The organism is Streptomyces sp. MGP-BFMKR1 (genome assembly GCF_057766585.1).
In genome coordinates, this window is record NZ_CM173408.1 from 5,467,543 (window position 1) to 5,487,423 (window position 19,881).

Sequence of the window (19,881 nt, forward strand, 5' to 3'; positions counted from 1 at the left end):
CCGCAAGCGAAAATTGCCGAACATTCTTACGCTGAGGTGCGGGCATGTGCGGACAGTGACGGAATGCGAGGCGTGCGTGACGGATCGGGGCGATGCGAGGCTGACTGCCGTGGTGGGGCTCGCGCAGGCGATGGCAGCCGCGCATACGGCACGGGAGTCGATGCGCGCCGCCGCGCTGAGCGCCCTGGCCGCGCTGGAGGGGTCGTTCGCCGCGATCTGCGTGTGGGAGCGCGAGCTGGGTCGGCTGCGGGTGCTGGTCAACGTCGGGGAGCTGGCGCCGGGCGAGGAGCAGTTCCCCGTGGACGAGGCGTACCCGGTGCACGACTTCCCGGAGATCACGGAGTTCCTGCACGAGCGGTGGATCAACGGCGGCGAGCCGCGCGCCTGGGTGGAGACGGCGTCGGACGAGGTGGCCCCGGGCGAGCCGGCGGCCGGTGCGGCCGGCTCGGGCGGTGGTCGGCGTGGCGGGGCGCGGTCCGGGCGGGTCACGGCGCTGCGGCGGCGCGGCCGGGGCTGTTGCGTGGTCGCGCCGATCGTGTTGCGCGGGCGGGCGTGGGGCGAGCTGTACGTGGCGCGGCCCCCGGGGCGGCCGGCGTTCGACCGGGCCGACGCCGACTTCGCCACCGTGCTGGCCTCGGTCACGGCCGCCGGGATCGCCCAGAGCGAGCGGCTTGAGGAGGCGCACCGGCTGGCCTTCACGGACCCGCTGACCGGGCTGGCCAACCGGCGCGCGGTGGACATGCGGCTTGACGAGGCGCTGGAGGCGCACACCCGGCAGGGCGCGGTGGTGAGCCTGGTGGTGTGCGACCTCAACGGGCTCAAGCGGGTCAACGACTCGCTCGGCCACGAGACGGGCGACCGGCTGCTGGAACGATTCGGCTCGGTGCTCTCGGTGTGCGGCGCGATGCTGCCGGGGACGCTGGCGGCCCGGCTCGGCGGCGACGAGTTCTGCCTGCTCGCCGTCGGCCCGCCGGCGGACGCGGTGGTGGCGGTCGCCGGCGAACTGTGTCGCCGGGCCGGCGCCCTCGAACTGGGCGAGGGCGTGGCCTGCGGCGTGGCGTCCACCGGCGACCCGATCGGCCCGGTGCGCTCGGCGCGCCGGCTGTTCCGGCTGGCGGACGCGGCCCAGTACCGCGCGAAGGCGGCTCACGCGGACCGCCCGGTGGTCGCTGGCCGCGACGGCGGTACCAAGGACCCGGTGGTCCGGCTCGCCGACGCCCCGGCCCCCACCGCGGACCGCCGCCGCATCCGTGGCCGGGGCCGCGGTAACGGCGCCTCCCGTGGCAAGGCCGCCCCGCAGCCCGGCGGCGCCCCGGGCGGCACGTCCGGCGCCCCCGGCTCCCCGGGCGGCGGCAACGGCCCGGGCGGCGGCCCCGGCGGTGGCCTGTCCGGCGGCGGTGGCGTGCCCGGCGGTGGCCTGGCGGGGGGCCGCGGGCGGCGCTGAGCGGGGGCGCGGGCGCGCGGCGGGGCGCCGGCGCGCGGCGGGGCCGGATGCGACTCGGCCCGGCTGGTGCGGGGCGCGGGGTGCCCGCCGATGTCGTTCGTACGCCGTGGGTCAGCTCCCGCGCGCGTCGGTTGGCCCGGCTGGCGGGGGGATCGGGGTTGCGGCGCGCGGGGTGCCCGCCGACGTCGTTCGTACGCCGCCGGCCGAGTCCCCGTGCGTCGGCTGGTCGGTACGTCCACTGGGTGGCCCGGACGCGGGGGCGGCCGGGCCAGGTGGGTGGTCGCCCCGGGGTCAGCGGCGTTGGGCCCAGACGATCAGCAGGGTGACGAGCGCCGAGCCGCCCGCGCTCGCCGCGCCGGCCAGGGCCTGGAGCGCGAGGCGGCGGGTCAGCCGCCGCCAGCGTGAGGGCCGGTCGGGTGGCGGCGCCTCTTCGCCGTCGTGGCGGTGGGGTGGGTGGGTGCTGGTGATGGCTCCTCCTCGGGGCGGTCCTGGCCGGTGCGCCTCACTGTCGCCCGGCGGCGGGGAGTTGCGGCAAGGGGCGACGGGGGGTGCGCGGGGGATCGGCGACGCCGCGCACCCGTCGCCAGCCGGGGCAACGCCCGGCGCCCCGGGGCCTGTTGCCGGGGGTGGCGACGGGCGTCGCCGATGTGACTGGCAACGGTCGAACCGGTCGTCAGCCGTACACCGAGCCGCGATAGTGGGGGAGTTGGCGGTCCTCCCCGCCGACGCGAGCGGCGGGACGCTCCGGCGGGCCCGCGACCGAGAAGTCAAGAGGCGGGCGTGGCAGGCGAGAGCACGGCAGGGGCACTGGCCCCGTTGGACACCGGACTGGCCGAGGACAAGCGGGCGCTGGCCCAGACGCTGCGCGAGTTGTTCGCGTGCCTGGACTTCAGCATCCGGCGTTATGCGATCCACCGGCACCTCGACAAGGGCACGGTCTCCCGCTACCTGAACGGTGGCCGGACCCCGCCCTGGTCGTTCATCGCGAACCTGATGGCCGACCTCGCTGACGAGGGCAAGCCGGTCACGGCCGAGGTCGAGCAGTTGCTGCGGGAGTTGCACGGCAGGTCGCGGCGGGCCGGCTCGGCCGCCTCCGAGGTCCAGCGGCTCCAGGACCGGCTCGCCGACGCCGACGAGGAGGCGAGCCAGGGCAAGGCGCTGGCCAGGGCGCTGACCGAGGTCCTACGGGACCGGGAGCGACGGCTCGCGACGCTCCAGCGCAAGATCAACCGGCTGGAGGAGGAGCGCGCGGAGGACCGCCACGCGTACGGCCAGGCCCTGATCGCCTGGCGCGGCACCTACCAGGAGCTGCGGGAGGAGCGCGATCGGCTGCTGCGCGAGGTGGACGACCTCCAGGGCGCGCTGGCCGACGCCAAGCGGGAGGTCAGCGAGGCCGAGGAGCAGTGCACCCAGTTGGAGGGGCAGCTCGCCGAGGCCGAGAAGCGGGCCGGGGAGGCCGGCGAGCGCCCGGGCCTGCTGGAGATCCTGGAGACGACGGACCGTACGGCCTCGGTCCCCCAACTGGTCGACCTGGTGACCCACCTGAGCGTGCCGGGGCGTACCGCGATGGCCACCGAGCTGGTGAAGTCGGCGGGCCAGTCGCGGCCGGTGGAGGAGGCCGCCACCCTGATCGAGGCGCTGTACGGGGCGGGGCACCACCGGCAGGCGGAGGCGGCGCTGCCCGCGCTGGTGCTGGTGCGGCCCGCCGCCGACGTCGCCGTCTTCATCCGGCACTTCGGCGGGGAGGGTCTGGAGGCCGCCACGGCGACCGTCATGAAGACCTCGCTGGAGATCCACTCGATGTCCGACATCGCGCACGTGGCACTGCATCTGGTCCGGTTCGGGCAGGCGGCCAGCGCGCGGGTGTACCTGGGGGCCGCCACCACCGTCAAACCCGTCACGGACGTGGTGGACCTGGTCGTCCTGCTCGACGGGGTGGGCGCCCGGCAGACGGTCGAGGCCGCCCTGGAGGTGTGCGCGCGGGAGCGTTCCGTCCAGGAGGTGGCCGAGCTGTGCGAGCTGCTGGCGGTGGGCCCGTCCCGCGAGGCGGCGGCCTGCCTGGAGCGGGTGGCGGCCGAGACGCGGCCCGCCCGGGACGTCGTGGACCTGGCCGTGATGGTCTCCCGGTTCGCGCGCTCCGGCGCGGACCGGCTGCTGTGGCACAGCGTCAACCACCGGCGGCACGAGCACGGGCATCTGGTCGCGCTGGTCACGGCGCTGCACACGGTGAGTCTCCAGGAGCGGGCCACCTGGTTGCTCTCCCACGCGGTGGGCGACTGGAGCGTGCCGGAGGTCGGGAGGCTGGTGGGCGCGCTGTACGCCGCCGGGCACTGGCAACACGCGGTCGACGTGCTCACCCAGGCGTTGCGCGTGCACGGCGCGGACGAGGCGGCCTCGCTGGTCGCGGTGGTCGACGACGTTCTGGACGGCGGCGCCTGGACGATCCTCTCCGAAGCCTGCGTGGTGCAGACGCCGGAGGAACTCGCGGTACTGATCGCGCGGCTGGGCGAGTGCGGGGCGCGCGGCCACGCGAGCCGGGCCTTCTGGAAGGGCCTGCGCAGCCACTTCGCCGGGCACGCGGTGCACCTGGTGCGCAGCATGCGTCACGGCGGCAGTGAGCTGCTGGGCCCCGACGCGTTGCGGGACTACGCCCACGGGGCCACGGCCGGCGATGTCGCGGAGCTGGCCCGTGCCCTGGAGGCGGCGGGGTATGGCGAGGACGCGCGCACGATGCTGGCCCAGGCGGGCAGCGGCGACCGCGCCCGGTTCCTGAGCCTGCTGTCCTACCTGGTGCACCGGGACGAGCGGCTCGCGGAGCTGCTCGTACGGGACGTGGCGCTGGGCGCGCCGGTCCCGGAGCGGGTCAGGCTGGCGGTCGCGCTCGCGGCCTCCTCCGCCGAGACCGCCGCGTACGAGCAGTGCCTGCTGGACGCGCTGCGCCAGGGGGACGCCGGGGAGCTGGCCGAGTTCACCCGGCTGCGCAAGGCGGCGCGCAAGAAGCGGAAGAAGGCCCTGGACCAGGTGGCCAGAGATGGTCTGCGGCGCGAGCGCAGGCAGCGGCAGCGGGAGTTCGTCCGCAGGATACCGGGGCTCGCGGGGCGTGGGACGGACGAGGCGGCGGAAGCGGAGGTCGCGCCGAACGGATGGTGACAGGCCGCGATTCAGTCTCTAGGGTGCCTGAATATGGATATGCACTCTGTGGTGGTGGGGACGTCCGGTACGACCGCCGAGGACGTGATCGCTGTGGCGCGCGGGCTGGCGCGCGTCGAGCTGTCGCCGCAGTCCCTGGCCAGTGTCGCGGCCTCGCGCCAGGTCATCGACGACCTCGCGGCCAAGCCCGACCCCGTGTACGGGGTCTCGACGGGCTTCGGGGCGCTCGCCGTCCGGCACATCAGCCCCGAGCTGCGCGCCCAGTTGCAGCGCAACATCGTGCGCTCGCACGCGGCCGGCATGGGGCGGCACGTCGAGCGCGAGGTGGTGCGCGCGCTGATGTTCCTGCGCCTGAAGACGCTGGCCTCCGGGCACACCGGGGTCCGCCCCGTGGTGGTCGAGACGATGGCCGCGATCCTGAACGCCGGGATCACCCCGGTGGTGCACGAGTACGGCTCGCTCGGCTGCTCCGGCGACCTCGCGCCGCTCTCGCACTGCGCGCTCACCCTCCTCGGTGAGGGCGAGGCGGAGGGCCCCGACGGCGTGCTGCGGCCCGCCGCCGAGCTGCTGGCCGAGCACGGCATCGCGCCGGTCGAGCTGCGCGAGAAGGAGGGGCTCGCGCTGCTGAACGGCACCGACGGCATGCTGGGCATGCTCGTCATGGCCTGCGCCGACCTGGCCCGCCTGTTCACCTCGGCCGACATCACGGCCGCCCTCTCGCTTGAGGCGCTGCTCGGCACGGACCGGGTGCTCGCCCCCGAGTTGCACGCCATCCGCCCGCACCCGGGGCAGGCGGTCAGCGCCGACAACATGCTGCGCGTGCTGGCCGGCTCCGGACTGACGGGCCATCACCAGGACGACGCGCCCCGGGTGCAGGACGCGTACTCCATCCGCTGCGCGCCGCAGGTCGCCGGCGCCGGCCGGGACACCCTCGCGCACGCGCGCCTGGTGGCCGAGCGCGAACTGGCCGCCGCGGTGGACAACCCCGTGGTGCTGCGCGGGGCCGACGGCACCGGCCGGGTCGAGTCCAACGGCAACTTCCACGGCGCGCCGGTCGGCTACGTCCTGGACTTCCTCGCCATCGCCGTCGCCGACCTCGGCTCCATCGCCGAGCGGCGCACCGACCGGCTCCTGGACAAGAACCGCTCGCACGGCCTGCCGCCGTTCCTCGCCGACGACGCGGGCGTGGACTCCGGGCTGATGATCGCTCAGTACACGCAGGCCGCCCTGGTCAGCGAGCTGAAGCGGCTGGCGGTGCCGGCCTCGGTCGACTCCATCCCGTCCTCCGCGATGCAGGAGGACCACGTCTCCATGGGCTGGTCGGCCGCGCGCAAGCTGCGTACCGCGGTGGACAACCTGACCCGGATCATCGCGGTCGAGCTGGTCACCGCGACCCGCGCCATCGAGCTGCGTACGGGCATGATCCCGGCGCCGGCCACCCAGGCCGTGCTGGCCGCCGTGCGCGCGGCGGGTGTCGAGGGCCCCGGGGCGGACCGTTTCCTCGCCCCCGACCTGGCCGCGGCCGAGGCGTTCGTGCGCTCGGGCGCGCTCATCGAGGCCGTGGAGCCGGTGACGGGCCCGCTGGCCTGACCCCCGCGAGGCGCGTCCCGACACGGCCGGGTCCGGCGGACAGCCGGGCCCGGCCGGGTGCCGCGCCACGCGGGGTACGTGTCGGAAACGCTCAGAGGGCGCGCGAGCGGCGCAGCGAGACGGTGACCATCGCCGCGCCGAGACCGAGGAAACCGACGCCGCCCACCACGTACGGGGTGGTGTCGATGCTGCCGGACTCGGCCAGCCGCGCCTGGCTGGCGGGGGTGTTCGGGCTCGCGGCGGGGGTCGGTCGCGACGACGGCTGACGGCTCTCGGGGCCGTCCTCCGTCGCCTTGGCGGAGGGCACGAACCACAGAGCACACAGCAACGCGCCAGCGGCAGCGGCGGTCAGCAGTGGTCGGCGTGCGGTGGTCACGTAAGAGATCCCCCTTGTGCTGGCGGCCAATTGGCCCTGTATCGGCCGATGGTAGTGACCGCTGCGGGTCGCGCGGAAGGCTGGGCGCGGGCCGCCTACGCTCCGGAACATGAGCACACCGGAAACATCCACGTTCGTACGGCTTCGCGTGGAGCTCGTACTCGACATCAACGACGCCGAACAACTCGCCGTCGCCGCGCGGGAACAGATCGACGGCGACGCGTTCATGCCCGAGGAGGAGCGCGCGCACGCGCGGGTGGCCATCCGCGACGACCAGGCCGAGGCGCTCGCCTACCTCATCGACCCGTACGCCCTGGTCAAGGAGGTGCCCGGGATCGAGCTGGCCCAGGCGTCGTGGAGCAGCGAGCCCATCGACTACGACCCGGACGCCCAGGTGTGGGGCCTGGACGACGACGAGGACCTGTACGACGACGACGACGACGCCGACGCCGACGAGGTGGCGGAACGGGCGCGGGATGAGGAAGGCGCCGGCCACGACGTGGGGCTCGGCGGGCGGATCGACGCCGCGGCGGACGACCCCGACGCCACCTACGACCCGGCCGGCGGCTGGGCCGCCGGCGGCTACCGGCAGCCGTGAGGCGCCCCCCGCGCGCCGGTCCGCCCCGCACCCGCGCCGGGCGGCGCGAAGCCGGGCCCGCGCGCCGCGCGGCTGGGCGACGGCGGCGCGGGGCGGGAGGATGCCGGGCGGGCGGGGTGGGGAGGATAACGAAACCGATGCGGGAAGGGGGCGGCGGACGCTGACCCGTACCACCGGAGCCCCGGTCAGGCATATGGTCTGACCGGGGTCTTTTGGTGAGTGGCCTTGCCCACAGTTTCACTGGTAGTGGAACGGGCCAAAAGGTGCACGCGTTCATATGCAGTGGCCGGTACGCGTGTCTGCCCGACCGTCCGGCTCGGGGATTGACGGGGTTCAGCAGTAATGGAGAAGCGTGTGATGACGGACGGCAAGCGCCGCAAGGGCCTCGTGGCCGTGGCTGCGCTGCTCGGCGGCGTACTGACCCTCTCCGCCTGTGGCGGGGACGACGGTGGCGACGGCGGCGGTGGCGACAAGGAGAAGCCGGGCAAGTCGCAGGCCCAGGTGGACAAGGCCGCGGCGGAGGACGCGTCCGACGCGCACATCAAGATCACGCCGAAGGACGGCGCCAACAACGCCGGCATCAACAGTGACGCCAAGGTCACCGTGAGTGGCGGCAAGCTGTCCGAGGTCACCATGACCAGCGCCGCGGGGACCGAGGTTCCCGGCGTGATATCCCCGGACGGCACCTCCTGGAAGCCGAGCGGGCAGCTTGAGCGCTCGACCGTGTACAAGATCAAGGCGACCGCGCAGGACTCCGAGGGCCGCAAGGCCACGGAGAACACGTCCTTCACGACCGTCTCCCCGAAGAACAGCTTCATCGGCAACTTCACGCCCGAGGACGGCTCGACGGTCGGCGTCGGCATGCCCGTGTCGATCAACTTCGACAAGCCCGTGACGAACAAGAAGGACGTGCAGTCCGCGATCAACGTCACGAGCACCGGTGGCCAGGAGATCGTCGGCCACTGGTTCAGCGCCAACCGCCTCGACTTCCGGCCCAAGGAGTACTGGAAGGCCGGGTCCGAGGTGACGATGAAGATGAAGCTCGACGGCGTCGAGGCGTCCAACGGCGTCAAGGGCGTCCAGGACAAGACCGTCAGCTTCAAGATCGGCCGCTCGCAGGTCAGCACGGTGGACGCGAAGACCAAGCGGATGACCGTGGTCCGCGACGGCAAGAAGATCAAGGACATCCCGATCTCCGCGGGCAGCGCGGAGAACCCGACCTACAACGGCCAGATGGTGATCTCCGAGAAGTTCAAGGAGACCCGGATGGACGGCTCGACCGTCGGCTTCACCGGCAAGGACGGCAAGGGCGAGTACGACATCAAGGACGTGCCGCACGCCATGCGGCTGTCCACGTCGGGCACCTTCATCCACGGCAACTACTGGGGCTCCGACTCGATCTTCGGCGCCGCCAACACCAGCCACGGCTGCATCGGCCTGAACGACGCCAAGGGCGCGGGCGACCCCTCGCAGGACGGCGCCTGGTTCTACGAGCAGACCATCCTCGGCGACGTCGTCGTGATGAAGAACTCCCCGGACAAGACCATCAAGCCGGACAACGGGCTCAACGGCTGGAACATGGACTGGGACGAGTGGGTCGCGGGCAGCGCCGTCTGAGTCCCCCGCTGAACCCCACCCGCTGAACTCCACCCGGGTCGGCGCCCCCGCGCGCTGACCCACCCCGGGCCGACGGCCCGACCCCCTCCCCGCCGCCGGGCGGCGATCGGCACCCCGCCGATCGCCGCCCGGCGGACGTCGTATCGCCCCCGGCGGCGGCGCACGGGAGACGGGCCGGCACCCGCCGAGCGCGGTGGGGTGGTGCGAGCGGCGCGTGGGCGGCCCCAGGGGCGCGAGGGGGCGTACGCGGCGCCCCGGGCGTACGCGGCGCCCCGGGCGGCCGGGAACCGGTGGGGCGGCGGCGTGGTGGAGTGGGGGGAGCGGCGGAGCGCGCGGGCCTACGGGCGGGGCGGGCAGGCGGCGGGGCGGACGGACGTGGTGACGGCAGGAGGCTGTGGTGGGTGAGCGCGAGGAGACGGGCGCGCTGGTGGAGCGGGTGCTGCGGGAGGTGCTGAGCGTGCCGGCCGGCGCCGACGCGGACGCGGTGGACCTGGCGCTGGACGCCGGGGCGTCCGCCCTCGCCGCCGCGCCCGGTGGCGCCCCGGCGGTCAGCCGCGCGCTGCTGCGCGCCGCGCGCGCCAGCCTCGCCCGGTGCTGGGGGAGCGGTTGGTACCCCGCCGACGTGGTGCGGCTGCTGCGCCGCGAACGCCCCGCCGGCCGGGCCGGGTTGGCCCTCGACCTGATCGCCGACGACGCCCGCCGCCACCCGCCGGCCGAACTCCCCGAGCGCTGGTCGGCTCAACTGCGGGCGCTGGAGGCCCAGGTGTGGTGGGACGGCGGCGCCGCCGGCTACCTGGACGCCCTGGCGGGCCGGGAGCGGGCCAGCCGCTTCGAGGTGGCGCGCCGCGCCCTCGACGTGCTGCGGTTCGTCGGCCAGTTGCCGCCGCTGACCCCCATCGGCCCGCCGCCCGGCCCGTACGCCGGCGCGCGCGGCGGTCCGCGCCCCACCGGCGGCGCTCCCGCGCGCGATGCTAAACGGGGCGCCGATCCGCGCTTCCTGGAGCGGGTGCGGGCGCTGCTGGCCAAGGCGGAGTCGACGGAGTTCCCCGAGGAGGCCGAGGCGCTCACGGTCAAGGCCCAGCAACTGATGGCCCGGCACAGCATCGACGAGGCCCTGCTCGCGGCCCGGGACCCGGCGCGGCCCGGCGGCCCCGGTGCCCTGGACGACGACGGGCCGCAGGCGTGCCGGATCGGCGTGGAGGGCCCGTACGAGTCGGCCAAGGCGCTGTTGCTCGACGCGGTGGCCGAGGCGAACCGCTGCCAGGCCGTGTGGTCCGCCGAGTTCGCCTTCTCCACGGTCGTCGGCTACCCCGCGGACCTGAAACTCGTGGAGTTGCTGCACACCTCGCTGCTGGTGCAGGCGACGACCGCGATGCGGCGAGCCGGCGACCGCCACCACGCCGGCGGCCGGGCCCGGCGCACCCGTGACTTCCGCGAGTCGTTCCTGATCGCCTACGCGGGCCGCATCCGCGAACGGTTGGCGGGCGCCGCCCGGCAGGCCGAGCGGGAGGCGGCGCACGATGCGGCGCGGGAGCGGACGGCGGACCCGCTGCCGGTGCTCGCGGCGCGCGAGGTGAGCGTGGGCGACGCGGCCGAGCGGATGTTCCCACGGACCGTCTCGCACCGGCTCAGGGGGCGCGACGCGCACGGCTGGGCCTCGGGCCTCGCGGCGGCCGACGAGGCGCGGCTGCGCTAGCCGCCTCGTCGGCCGCGCTCCCGATCAAGGGAAACCACCGACCCCGGAAAAGCACGGGTCCCGGGAAAGCACGGGTCCCGGGAAAGCGCTGGCCGCAGGCATCGCCGGGCCAGCGGCTGGCTCAGAGGTCGAGGACCTTCGGGTCGGCGCCGAGGTCGCGCAGGCAGCCGCGCGGGTCGGCCACCATGCGGCGCTCGGTGAGGTCGAGCATCCCGACCACGCTGCGCAGCTCGGCGGCGACCGTGCCGTCCCGCTTGGTGATGGTCTGCTCGATGCCGAACGTCTTCCGCTCGCCCCACACGACCGCGCAGCTCACCTCGACCTCGTCGCCGGCGCGCAGTTCGCGCAGGTACTTGATGTTGGTCTCCAGGTTGACCGGCCCGATACCCGCCTTCAGCAGCTTCGCCTGGCTCAGCCCCGCGGCCTGGAACAGGCCCCACCGGGCGTGCTCCGCGTACTGGATGTACACGCTCATGTTGAGGTGTCCCTGCGAGTCCGTCTCATAGCCACGTACGGTGATCGGCACGGTGATCGGCTGCATGGGACCCCTCGTTCGGTTCTCGTCCGCCGGGCCGTCCCGGCCCGATCTGCCCGTCCTGCGTGATCGGTTGACCACCCGTGACTATCGCCGGTGCCAGGGCGCGAGGCAAACGCCGGGCGGTGTGGCCCTGCGCACAGCGCCCGGGCCACGCGCCCGCGCACGTGCCCCGTACGCCGTGCCTCGTACGCGCCCAACGCCGCCGCCCCGTAGGCCCCGGCCGCCGCCCCCGCCGCCGTCCGGCCGCTACGCCGTGACCCGGTCCCCGCCACCGACCCGGGCCAGCAGGTGGACGCCGCCCGCGCTGTCGACGTGGGCGTAGTGCGCGGTGGGGTGGAGTTGGCGGGCGTAGTCGACGAGTTGGTCCGGGGTGCGGCCGTTCGGCTCGTGCAGGGCGATGTAGTCCGGCAGCACGCCGCGGGTGTCGCCGATCCACAGCACCCGGCAGCGCTGCGTGAGACGGCTGATCGGCCCTATGTTGGCCTCCACCGTGGCGTCGTCGGGGACGCGGTCGAGCAGGCCCTCCGCCTCGTTGACCCAGGCCGGCTTGCGGTAGGTGTCCGCCTCGGTGAGCCCGGCCATGGGGAGCGCCGTGCACAGCGCCAGGCTCGCGGCGGCGACCGCGGCCGGCAACTGGTCGGCGTAGCCGCGCAGCCATCCGCGCTGGCTGCGCCGCGAGCGGTGGACCGCGTCCACGAGGGCGAGGAAGACTACCGGCATCAGCACCGCGCTGTAGTGCCAGTCGGTGCCCCAGTAGTGCTCCTCGTGCGACACGAAGCGCCACCCCAGCGTCGGCAGCGCCACGAGCAGCAGCGGGGAGCGCAGCGCGAGCAGCCCCGTGGTGGGCACCAGGACCCAGGCCAGCGTGCGCAGCGCCGTCTCCAGCGGAATGGTGGGGGCCGGGCCGCCGCCCTCGGCGTCGATCTTGTTCCAGTAGTCGTACGAGCCGCTGGTGTTGAACTCCGGGATCACCACGCTGAGCGCGAACGCCGAGGCCAGCACGCCGAATCCGACCAGGCCGAGGGCCAGCGGCGCCACCTTCTCGTGCGCGCGGCGCCCACGCAGGAACAGCACCACGCCGATCGCCGCGACCGTGGCCCCGAGGTCCTCCTTGACCAGCACCAGCGGCGCCGCCCAGCACGCCGCCGCCAGCCAGCGCTCCCGCAGCAGCGCCTCAAGGGCGAAGGCGATCAGCGGGACGGCGAAGCAGATCTCGTGGAAGTCGAAGTCCACGGCCCGCTGCACGCCCCACGACACGCCGTACGCGATGCCGACGGCCAGCCCCCGGCGGCGGCCGAGCAGGCGCGCCGCGACCCGGGTGACCGGCACGGCCGAGACCGCGAACAGGACGGCCTGCGCCACCAGCAGCGTCACCGGGCTGGGGAAGACCCGGTAGAACGGCGCGAGCAGCGCGGTGACCGGGCTGAAGTGGTCCCCGAGCACGTTGGTGCCCGGCCCCTTGAGGTCGACGATGGGCGCCTGGAAGTGCGCGTACGAGCGCACCGCCTGCTCGAATATCCCCAGGTCCCAGGACATCGACGCGAACCGGCGGTAGCGGGTGACCGACAGCGTCGCGTACGCCACGAACAGCGCGGCGGCCAGCCAGTACGGGTCGAACCTGGCCTCCCGCAGCCGCCGCGCGGAGCGCCGCAGTCGGTGCTCGGCGGGCTGTGCGTCGGCGGTGCCGTCGGGGGAGCCGTCGGGCACCGCCGACTCGGCTGAGGCGGCGACGGAGGGGGCCGAATCCATGGTGCGGTCCTTTGGCTGCGAGCGGCGGTGACGGTGCGCGGCGACGGTGCGCGGTGCCTGCGCGCGGGGACGAAGGAGCCCACCCCCGCCGCAAAGATACGCGAATCGGACCCGCTCCCAGCAGGGGTCTCGCCGGCCCGGGCCGCGGTCCGCGCCGATCGCGTCGACCCCGCCCCCTCGCGCCGCGACAGCCCGTACCGTGATGCCGCCCCACGGCACATCCCCGCCCCGCGCCTGACGAACGGACAGCACCCCGTGATACGCGCCCGCCGCACCGCCCTGCCCGCCGCGGCCCTCGCCGCGCTGCTCGCGCTCACCGGCTGCTCGCCCGACCAGGACGGGTCGGACAAGGGCGGGTCGCCGAGCGGCGGTCCCGCGCCGAGCGCCGGCACGGCCAGCGCGCTGCGGGCCCTGGACGAGTTGGCGGTCAAGGGCCGCGCGCCCAGGACCGGGTACGAGCGCGGCGAGTTCGGCCGGGCGTGGACCGACACCGACCGCAACGGGTGCGGCACCCGCGACGACATACTCCGGCGCGACCTGAAGGACGTGCGGTTCCGCGACGGCGAGTGCGTCGTCGTCGCCGGCACCCTGGTGAGCGACCCGTACACCGGTCGCGACGTCGCCTACCGGCGGGGCCGCAGCAAGGTGGACATCGACCACGTCGTCGCGCTGTCGGACGCCTGGCAGAAGGGCGCCGGCCGGTGGCCGCGCGGCAAGCGGGTCGCCTTCGCCAACGACCCGCTCAACCTGATCGCGGTCGAGGCGTCGGCCAACCGCCGCAAGAGCGACGGCGACGCCGCGACCTGGCTGCCCGCCAACACCGGCTACCGCTGCCCGTACGTGGCGCGGCAGGTCGCGGTGAAGAAGAAGTACGGGGTGTGGGTCACGCGCGCCGAGAAGGACGCGATGGCCCGGGTGCTGCGCGGCTGCCCGAGGACGGCCCTGCCGGTCGGCACCGCCCCCACCGACGCGCCGGGCCGCTGAGCCGACGGGCCGGCCGGGCCGGGGCGGACGGGGAACTGGCCGCCGCGCCGGGCCGCTGAGCCGACGGACGGGCCGGGGCGGGGCGGGGGGTGGGCGCGCGGGTGGTGATCCGTCCGCTAATTCGCCCGTACGTCCCGCTCGCGCATCCCAACCGAACACGAATCGTTGGTCGAACCAGTGGCTACCGCCGCTGCGACTCCTTACCATCGATCAACGCCAGGTCGATGCGCACACCCCTGGAGGGGTTCCGCCCGCCCCTCCTCAGGTCTTGAACCTTGCCGGGAGGCTCCATGCTGCGTTCGCTTCGAAGCCCCAGGACCGCGCGGGGCCGCAGGTCCGCGCTCGCCGTCTCCGCCGTGGCACTGCTCGGCACGGTGCCGCTGCTCACCGGCTGCGGAAGCGACGCGCACCCCGGGGCGGCGGCCGTCGTGGACGGTGACCGGATCACCGTCTCGCAGCTCCAGTCGCAGGTCAGGGACGTACGGGACGCCCAGCGTGACTCCCCGCAGGCCACCGAGCTGATCGCGCGGTCCGGACAGCTCAGCCGGGACACCCTGATCCGCATGATCCACACCCGGGTGGTGGAGCGCGCCGCGAAGGACAACGGGGTCAGCGTCACGCCGCGCGAGGTGCAGCAGGAGGTCAAGCGGGCCGAGAACCGGCCGGGCGGCGCCAAGGCGCTGCGCACCGTCTTCCTTGAGCAGGGCATCGCCCCGCAGCAGATCAACGCCACGATGCGGGTCGAGCTGCTGCGCATGAAGCTGATCCACGAACTCGGCGAGGGCCCGGCCGTGACCGCGTTCCAGTCCACCTCCAAGCGCCTGGGCATCGACGTGAACCCGCGCTACGGCAGTTGGGACAGCCTGCAGGGCAGGGCCGTGCCGACCAAGGAACCGTGGATCAAGGTCAACGAGCCGGAGCGGCGCCCGGCGTAGTCGGCCCCGGCGGGTGGGTTACGTTCGAGGGGTGAACGCTCCTCGAACGTCGGCCCCCCAGGCCGCCCCCGGCACCGGCCGACTCGTCCTGCTCACCACCACCCACCGGGTCGCGCCGGGCCTGTTGTCCTGGCCCGCGTGGCAGACGCTGCGCGCGGCGGACCGGGTGCTGTGCGCCGACGCGGACCACCCCCAACTCCCGTACCTGCGGGACGCGGGGATCGCCGTCGAGATCACCGAGGCCGACGCCCGCGCCCTGGTCGCGTACTGCGTCGCCGACGCCGCTGCCGCTGGTGGTGCCGATGGCGAGGCGGAGGCGGCTGCCGGCGGGCGCACCGTCGTGGTGGTGACCTCGGCCGCCGGCGAGTCCGCCCTCACCAACGAGCTGGCCGCCCTCGCCGGCTCCGGCCGCGCCGCCGTGCCCGACCTGGAGCTGCTGCCCGGCTCGTACGACCTGCCCGGGGCGCGCCTCCTCGACCTGGTGCAGATCATGGACCAGATCCGGCTCGCCTGCCCGTGGAGCGGCCAGCGCACCCACCAGGACCTGGCCAAGTACGGCATCGAGGAGGCGTACGAGCTGGTCGAGGCCATCGAGGCTGGGGACCGCGCCGAACTGCGCGAGGAGCTCGGTGACGTGCTGCTCCAGGTCGTCTTCCACGCCCGTATCGCGCAGGACGACCCGGCGGAGCCGTTCGGCGTCGACGACGTCGCGGCCACCATCGTGGACAAGCTGATCCACCGCCACCCGCATGTCTTCGGGGACGCGACCGCGCGTACGCCCGAGGAGGTCAAGGAGCTGTGGCTGCGGACGAAGGCGGTCGAGAAGCGGCGGACCTCGGTCACGGAGGGCGTGCCGCTCGGCCAGCCCGCGCTGGCCTTGGCCGCCAAGCTCGCCTCGCGGGCCCGGATGGCCGGCATCTCCGCGCTCCCCGACGGCCCCGGGGTCGGTTACGAGCTGTTGGCGCTCGCGGCCCGCGCCGAGGCGGCGGGCACCGACCCCGAGACGGCGCTGCGGGCCGCCGCGCGCACCTACCGGGACGCGATCCGCGCGGCGGAGGAGTCCGACGCGGAGGCGTCGGGCGCCAAGGGAGCCGGGGAGTCGGCCGAGTAGCCGCCGCCCGGGCCCGCGCGGCACGGCCCGCTACGCGGCCGGCGTCGCGGGCCGGGGCGCGGGCGGGGCAGCGAGGAGCAGCGCGCCCGCCGCGAGGACCGCGCCCGCCACACAGGTCGCCGGCCAGCCGCCCGTGGCCCACATGCCCGACGTGATCGCCGAGCCCGCCGCGCCGCCGGCGAAGTAGCTGCTCATGTAGGCGGAGTTGAGCCGGTTACGGGCCTCGGGGCGCACCGCGTACACCAGGTTCTGGCTGCTGATGTGGACGCCCTGCACGGCCAGGTCCAGGGTCAGCACGCCGAGCAGCAGCGCGGCCACCGCCCACGGGCCGCCGGGACCAGCGGCGAGCAGCGGGCCCCAGGACAGCAGCAACAGCAGCGCGCCGACGCGGCTCACCTGGTGGGCCAGGCCACGGTCGGCCAGCCGGCCGCTGATCGAGGCGACGAGGGAGCTGGCCGCCCCCACCAGGCCGAGGAGTCCGATCGCCGAGTCGGACCAGCGGTAGTCGGGCCCGGAGAGCAGGAAGGTCATCGCGGTCCACAGGACGCTGAACGAGCCGAACGTCAGCGCCCCGATCGCCGCCCGCCGCCGCAGCACCGGCTCCTGCCCGAGCAGCGCGGCCGTCGAGCGCAGCAGCGCCGGGTAGCGGAGCGTGGAGGTGGGCCGCAGCCGGGGCAGGTAGCGGTGGAGCAGCACCGCGAGGATCGCCATCAGGGTGGCGTTGACCCAGTAGACGGTGCGCCAGCCGCCGAGGTCGGCCAGTACGCCGGCCGCCGTGCGGGCCAGCAGGATGCCGAGCAGCAGTCCCGACATGACGGTGCCCACGGTGCGCCCGCGCTCGTGCGGCGCGGCGAGGGTGGCCGCGTACGGGACGACGACCTGGGCCGCGACCGAGGTGAAGCCGGTCAGGGCGGTGCCGACGAGGAGCAGGGCGCCGCTCGGGGCGCTGGCGGTGACGGTGAGGAAGGCGGCGGTGGCCGCGGTGAGGCCGACCGCGAGCCGGCGCCGTTCGACCAGGTCGCCGAGCGGGACAAGCAACACCAGGCCGAGCCCGTAGCCCACCTGGGCCACCGTGACCACGAGGGCGGCCAGCGAGGAGCCGAGGCCCAGGTCGTCGCCGATGGTGTCGAGGAGGGGCTGGGCGAAGTAGTTGCCCGCCACGGACAGGCCGGCCGCCACCGACATCAGCAGCAACAGGCCGCGCCCGATGCCCGGCGCGTCCGCCTCCGGCTCGGCGCCGCCCGCCTCGCCGTCGCCTCCCCCGGCCGCGTCCCGCACGGCGCCTCCCGTCCCGGCCGCTCGCGACCCGTTCGCGCGCGGTCCGCTTCCCCGCGACCCGGTCGCGTCCGGCGCGTCCGCGCCCGGCGCCGTCTCGCGTATGCCGTCGTCCCGCATGTTCTCCTCCGCCATCCTCGCCGCGCGCCTCCTGTCGGGCCGCTCGTGCGCCGCGCGTCGGGGCGCGGCGCCCGCCCGACCCTCCCCCGACGACCACGGGGGCGTCCAGCACTTAATTGCCCCGACCATCCATCGCGCTCGCCGACCGGTGGGTGGGGCGCCGGGGGCCGTGGGGGAGTGGGGAGGCTCGCGCGGGGCGTGGGCCGTTTTGTCCAGGTGGGCCGACTGAGCACGGACAAGAGGGGTACTCGTGGCCCATGAACATCCAGAGCATGGCCTCCACCACCGGTTTCCCGACGGGTTCGGCCTCCGACGCGGTCGTCGAGCTCGCCATCAAACGTGACCACCTGGTCGGCATCGCGCCCTTCGTGGCCGGGCTCGCCGTCGTCGCCGTGCTGATCCTGGCCGTGGTCTACGGTCTCCGCCGCCGCGACCGCGAGCCGCCGCCCCCGCAGGAGCCCCAGCGCCGCTCCGGCGCGTGGGAGACCTCCGACGAACACCGCTCCGGCCACTGCCCACCCGACCACGGCCCCGGCCACCAGGAGGGTGAGGAGATCGGCTACGAGACCCAGCACCGGGTCCCGGACGAGGTGCCGAAGAGCGACGGGCGGCACCGGATGATGCCGTACGAGTTCAAGGACCACGGCAACGAGGGCACCAGGCCCGCCCGCGACGGCGAGTACACCGGCCGGCGCCGCCGCAAGTAGCCGCCCCGCCGCACGGTCACCTCGGCGGCACGGTCACCCCGGCCTCGCGCCGGGGGCCGGCGCGGGGCGAGTAGCGTCGGAGGGTGCCCGAAGAAACCGCCCCCCGCCCGCCGGCCCCGACCTGCCCGCTGACCCAGGGCCCCGACCAGGCCGCTGTGCGGGCCCCGGATCAAGCCGCCGCAGAGGCTCTCGACCAGACCGCCGCACAGGCCGCCGCGCACCTCCCGCCCACCGAGCCGCCGGCGCCCGAGCCGCTGCCCGGCGGGGCGGGACGGGGCGCCGCCGGGCCCTGCCCGCGAGGGCCGCACGGCCCGGGCTCCGACGCGTCTCCTGCGGACGTACCGGGGCTGGCCGGGCCCGAGACGGGCGCGTCCGGGGGCGGCGTGCCGCCGATGCCGCCGCTGTTCACCTGGGAGTTCGCCAGCGACCCGTACCCGGCGTACGCCTGGCTGCGCGAGCACGCCCCCGTGCGCAAGACCACGCTGCCCAGCGGCGTCGAAGCGTGGCTCGTGACGCGGTACGCCGACGCCAGGCGGGTGCTGGCCGATCCACGGCTGTCGAAGAACCCGCTGCGGCACAGCGCCGCCGCGCACGCCAAGGGACGGGTCGGCATCCCGGGGGAGCGCAGCGCCGACCTGATGACGCACCTGCTCAACATCGACCCGCCGGACCACACGCGGCTGCGCCGGCTGGTCTCCGCGGCGTTCACGCCGCGCCGCGCCGCCGAGTTCACGCCGCGCGTGCAGGAGCTGACCGACCAGTTGATCGACGCGTTCGCCGAGCGCGGCAGCGCCGACCTGATCCACGAGTTCGCCTTCCCGCTCCCCATCTACGCCATCTGCGACATGCTCGGCGTCCCGCCCGAGGACCAGGACGACTTCCGGGACTGGGCGGGCATGATGATCCGACACGGCGGCGGCCCGCGCGGCGGCGTGGCCCGCTCGGTCAAGAAGATCCGCAACTACCTCGCCGACCTCATCCACCGCAAGCGCGAGAACCTGGGCGACGACCTGATCTCCGGGCTCATCCGGGCCAGCGACCACGGCGAGCACCTGACCGAGAACGAGGCCGCGGCCATGTGCTTCGTCCTCCTGTTCGCCGGGTTCGAGACGACCATCAACCTCATCGGCAACGGCACCCTGGCCCTGCTGCGCAACCCCGGCGAACGGGCCAGGCTCCAGGCCGCGCTGACGGCGGGGGACACCGCGCTCCTGGACACCGGCGTGGAGGAGTTGCTGCGGTACGACGGGCCGGTCGAGCTGGCCACCTGGCGGTTCGCCACCGCGCCGCTGACCATCGACGGGCAGCACATCGCCGAGGGCGACCCGGTCCTGGTGGTGCTCGCCGCCGCCGACCGCGACCCGCGCCGCTTCCCCGACCCCGACCGGCTCGACCTCTCCCGCCGCGACAACCAGCACCTGGGCTACGGCCACGGCATCCACTACTGCGTGGGCGCCCCGCTGGCCCGGATCGAGGCCCGCACCGCGATCGGCACCCTGCTGACCCGGCTGCCCGACCTCCGGTTGGACGCCGACCCCGACGAACTGCGCTGGCGCGGCGGCCTCATCATGCGCGGCCTCCGCACCCTGCCGGTCACCTTCACCCCACCCGGCGGCCCGGCCTCCTCTTAGTACGGCGGCCTGTGAAGGAGGTCTCTTCTCAGTACGGCTCGCGGCCCGGCCTCCTCTTAGTACTGGGTACGGCGGCTCGCGGCGGGGCCTCTTCTTTACTGCGGCGGCTCGCGGCGGTCCGGCTTCCCCTGAGTACGGCGCCCCGCGAGGGCGCGGCCTCAGCGGGTCGGCCCCCAGCGGGGTGGGCTCCAGCCGGGTTGGGCTCCAGAAGGGTCGCCCTCCAGCCGGACTGTGCCCTCGCGCCCGGCTGCGTAGGGCGCGTACGGCGATGAGGGGAGGCGCCGTTGACGCGCCCGGGTGCCCGAAAGGGGCGGCGGGCGCCCCGTGCGCCGGCCGTTCGACGTGCCGGGCAGCGCGACG

Annotated in this window: 14 protein-coding genes and 1 pseudogene; 11 read left to right on the forward strand and 4 right to left on the reverse strand. The window is 74.9% G+C overall.

Going from position 1 to position 19,881, the window contains the following annotated elements; genetic code table 11:
* Window positions 1–130: 130 nt before the first annotated feature.
* The 3 genes and pseudogenes from AC3CHW_RS21605 to hutH all read left to right on the forward strand — a co-directional run.
* Window positions 131–1,258, forward strand: a pseudogene (locus tag AC3CHW_RS21605) (GGDEF domain-containing protein); the annotation flags it as partial.
* Between the two features lie 966 nt (window positions 1,259–2,224).
* Window positions 2,225–4,594: a coiled-coil domain-containing protein gene (locus AC3CHW_RS21610; RefSeq protein ID WP_488467556.1), complete on the forward strand. Its 2,370-nt coding sequence runs from the start codon at window positions 2,225–2,227 to the stop codon at window positions 4,592–4,594.
* Between the two features lie 33 nt (window positions 4,595–4,627).
* Window positions 4,628–6,184 carry a histidine ammonia-lyase gene (gene hutH, locus AC3CHW_RS21615; protein WP_488467557.1) on the forward strand — a complete coding sequence of 519 codons (1,557 nt, stop codon included), beginning with the start codon at window positions 4,628–4,630 and terminating at the stop codon, window positions 6,182–6,184.
* Window positions 6,185–6,275: 91 nt separating this feature from the next.
* Here hutH and AC3CHW_RS21620 read toward each other — a convergent pair whose 3' ends face one another.
* A complete protein-coding gene (locus tag AC3CHW_RS21620; RefSeq protein WP_187060496.1) occupies window positions 6,276–6,560 on the reverse strand; it encodes a hypothetical protein in 285 nt (94 codons plus the stop codon).
* A 109-nt stretch (window positions 6,561–6,669) separates the two neighbouring features.
* Here AC3CHW_RS21620 and AC3CHW_RS21625 point away from each other — a divergent pair, with 109 nt between their 5' ends.
* The 3 genes from AC3CHW_RS21625 (at window position 6,670) to AC3CHW_RS21635 (ending at window position 10,471) form a co-directional block, all read left to right on the forward strand.
* Window positions 6,670–7,158: a hypothetical protein gene (locus AC3CHW_RS21625; protein ID WP_488467558.1), complete on the forward strand. Its 489-nt coding sequence runs from the start codon at window positions 6,670–6,672 to the stop codon at window positions 7,156–7,158.
* A gap of 342 nt (window positions 7,159–7,500) precedes the next feature.
* Entirely contained in the window at window positions 7,501–8,775 is a 1,275-nt protein-coding gene (locus AC3CHW_RS21630; protein WP_488467559.1) for a L,D-transpeptidase, read from the forward strand.
* A 397-nt stretch (window positions 8,776–9,172) separates the two neighbouring features.
* Window positions 9,173–10,471 (forward strand): DUF2786 domain-containing protein, encoded by a 1,299-nt coding sequence (locus AC3CHW_RS21635; protein ID WP_488467560.1) that lies wholly within the window; start codon window positions 9,173–9,175, stop codon window positions 10,469–10,471.
* A gap of 121 nt (window positions 10,472–10,592) precedes the next feature.
* Here the strand turns inward: AC3CHW_RS21635 and AC3CHW_RS21640 are convergent, their stop codons facing one another.
* Both AC3CHW_RS21640 and AC3CHW_RS21645 read right to left on the reverse strand, forming a co-directional pair.
* A complete protein-coding gene (locus AC3CHW_RS21640) occupies window positions 10,593–11,012 on the reverse strand; it encodes an acyl-CoA thioesterase (protein WP_398610241.1) in 420 nt (139 codons plus the stop codon).
* Between the two features lie 243 nt (window positions 11,013–11,255).
* Window positions 11,256–12,758 (reverse strand): DUF2079 domain-containing protein, encoded by a 1,503-nt coding sequence (locus tag AC3CHW_RS21645; protein WP_488467561.1) that lies wholly within the window; start codon window positions 12,756–12,758, stop codon window positions 11,256–11,258.
* 255 nt (window positions 12,759–13,013) lie between these two features.
* Here AC3CHW_RS21645 and AC3CHW_RS21650 point away from each other — a divergent pair, with 255 nt between their 5' ends.
* From AC3CHW_RS21650 to AC3CHW_RS21660, 3 genes are all read left to right on the forward strand, one after another.
* On the forward strand, window positions 13,014–13,742 hold the full coding sequence (locus tag AC3CHW_RS21650; protein ID WP_488467562.1) for an HNH endonuclease family protein: 729 nt from the start codon (window positions 13,014–13,016) through the stop codon (window positions 13,740–13,742).
* Window positions 13,743–14,032: 290 nt separating this feature from the next.
* Window positions 14,033–14,677: a SurA N-terminal domain-containing protein gene (locus AC3CHW_RS21655; protein WP_488467563.1), complete on the forward strand. Its 645-nt coding sequence runs from the start codon at window positions 14,033–14,035 to the stop codon at window positions 14,675–14,677.
* A 31-nt stretch (window positions 14,678–14,708) separates the two neighbouring features.
* Complete coding sequence (locus AC3CHW_RS21660) at window positions 14,709–15,788, forward strand: nucleoside triphosphate pyrophosphohydrolase (RefSeq protein WP_488467564.1); 1,080 nt, start codon at window positions 14,709–14,711, stop codon at window positions 15,786–15,788.
* Between the two features lie 30 nt (window positions 15,789–15,818).
* Here AC3CHW_RS21660 and AC3CHW_RS21665 read toward each other — a convergent pair whose 3' ends face one another.
* Window positions 15,819–17,198, reverse strand: a complete 1,380-nt coding sequence (locus tag AC3CHW_RS21665; RefSeq protein WP_488467565.1) for an MFS transporter — start codon at window positions 17,196–17,198, stop codon at window positions 15,819–15,821.
* Between the two features lie 242 nt (window positions 17,199–17,440).
* Between AC3CHW_RS21665 and AC3CHW_RS21670 the strand changes: the two genes are divergently transcribed.
* Both AC3CHW_RS21670 and AC3CHW_RS21675 read left to right on the forward strand, forming a co-directional pair.
* Window positions 17,441–17,890 (forward strand): DUF6479 family protein, encoded by a 450-nt coding sequence (locus tag AC3CHW_RS21670; RefSeq protein ID WP_488467566.1) that lies wholly within the window; start codon window positions 17,441–17,443, stop codon window positions 17,888–17,890.
* A gap of 392 nt (window positions 17,891–18,282) precedes the next feature.
* Window positions 18,283–19,521 (forward strand): cytochrome P450 family protein, encoded by a 1,239-nt coding sequence (locus AC3CHW_RS21675; protein ID WP_398610235.1) that lies wholly within the window; start codon window positions 18,283–18,285, stop codon window positions 19,519–19,521.
* Window positions 19,522–19,881 lie beyond the last annotated feature (360 nt).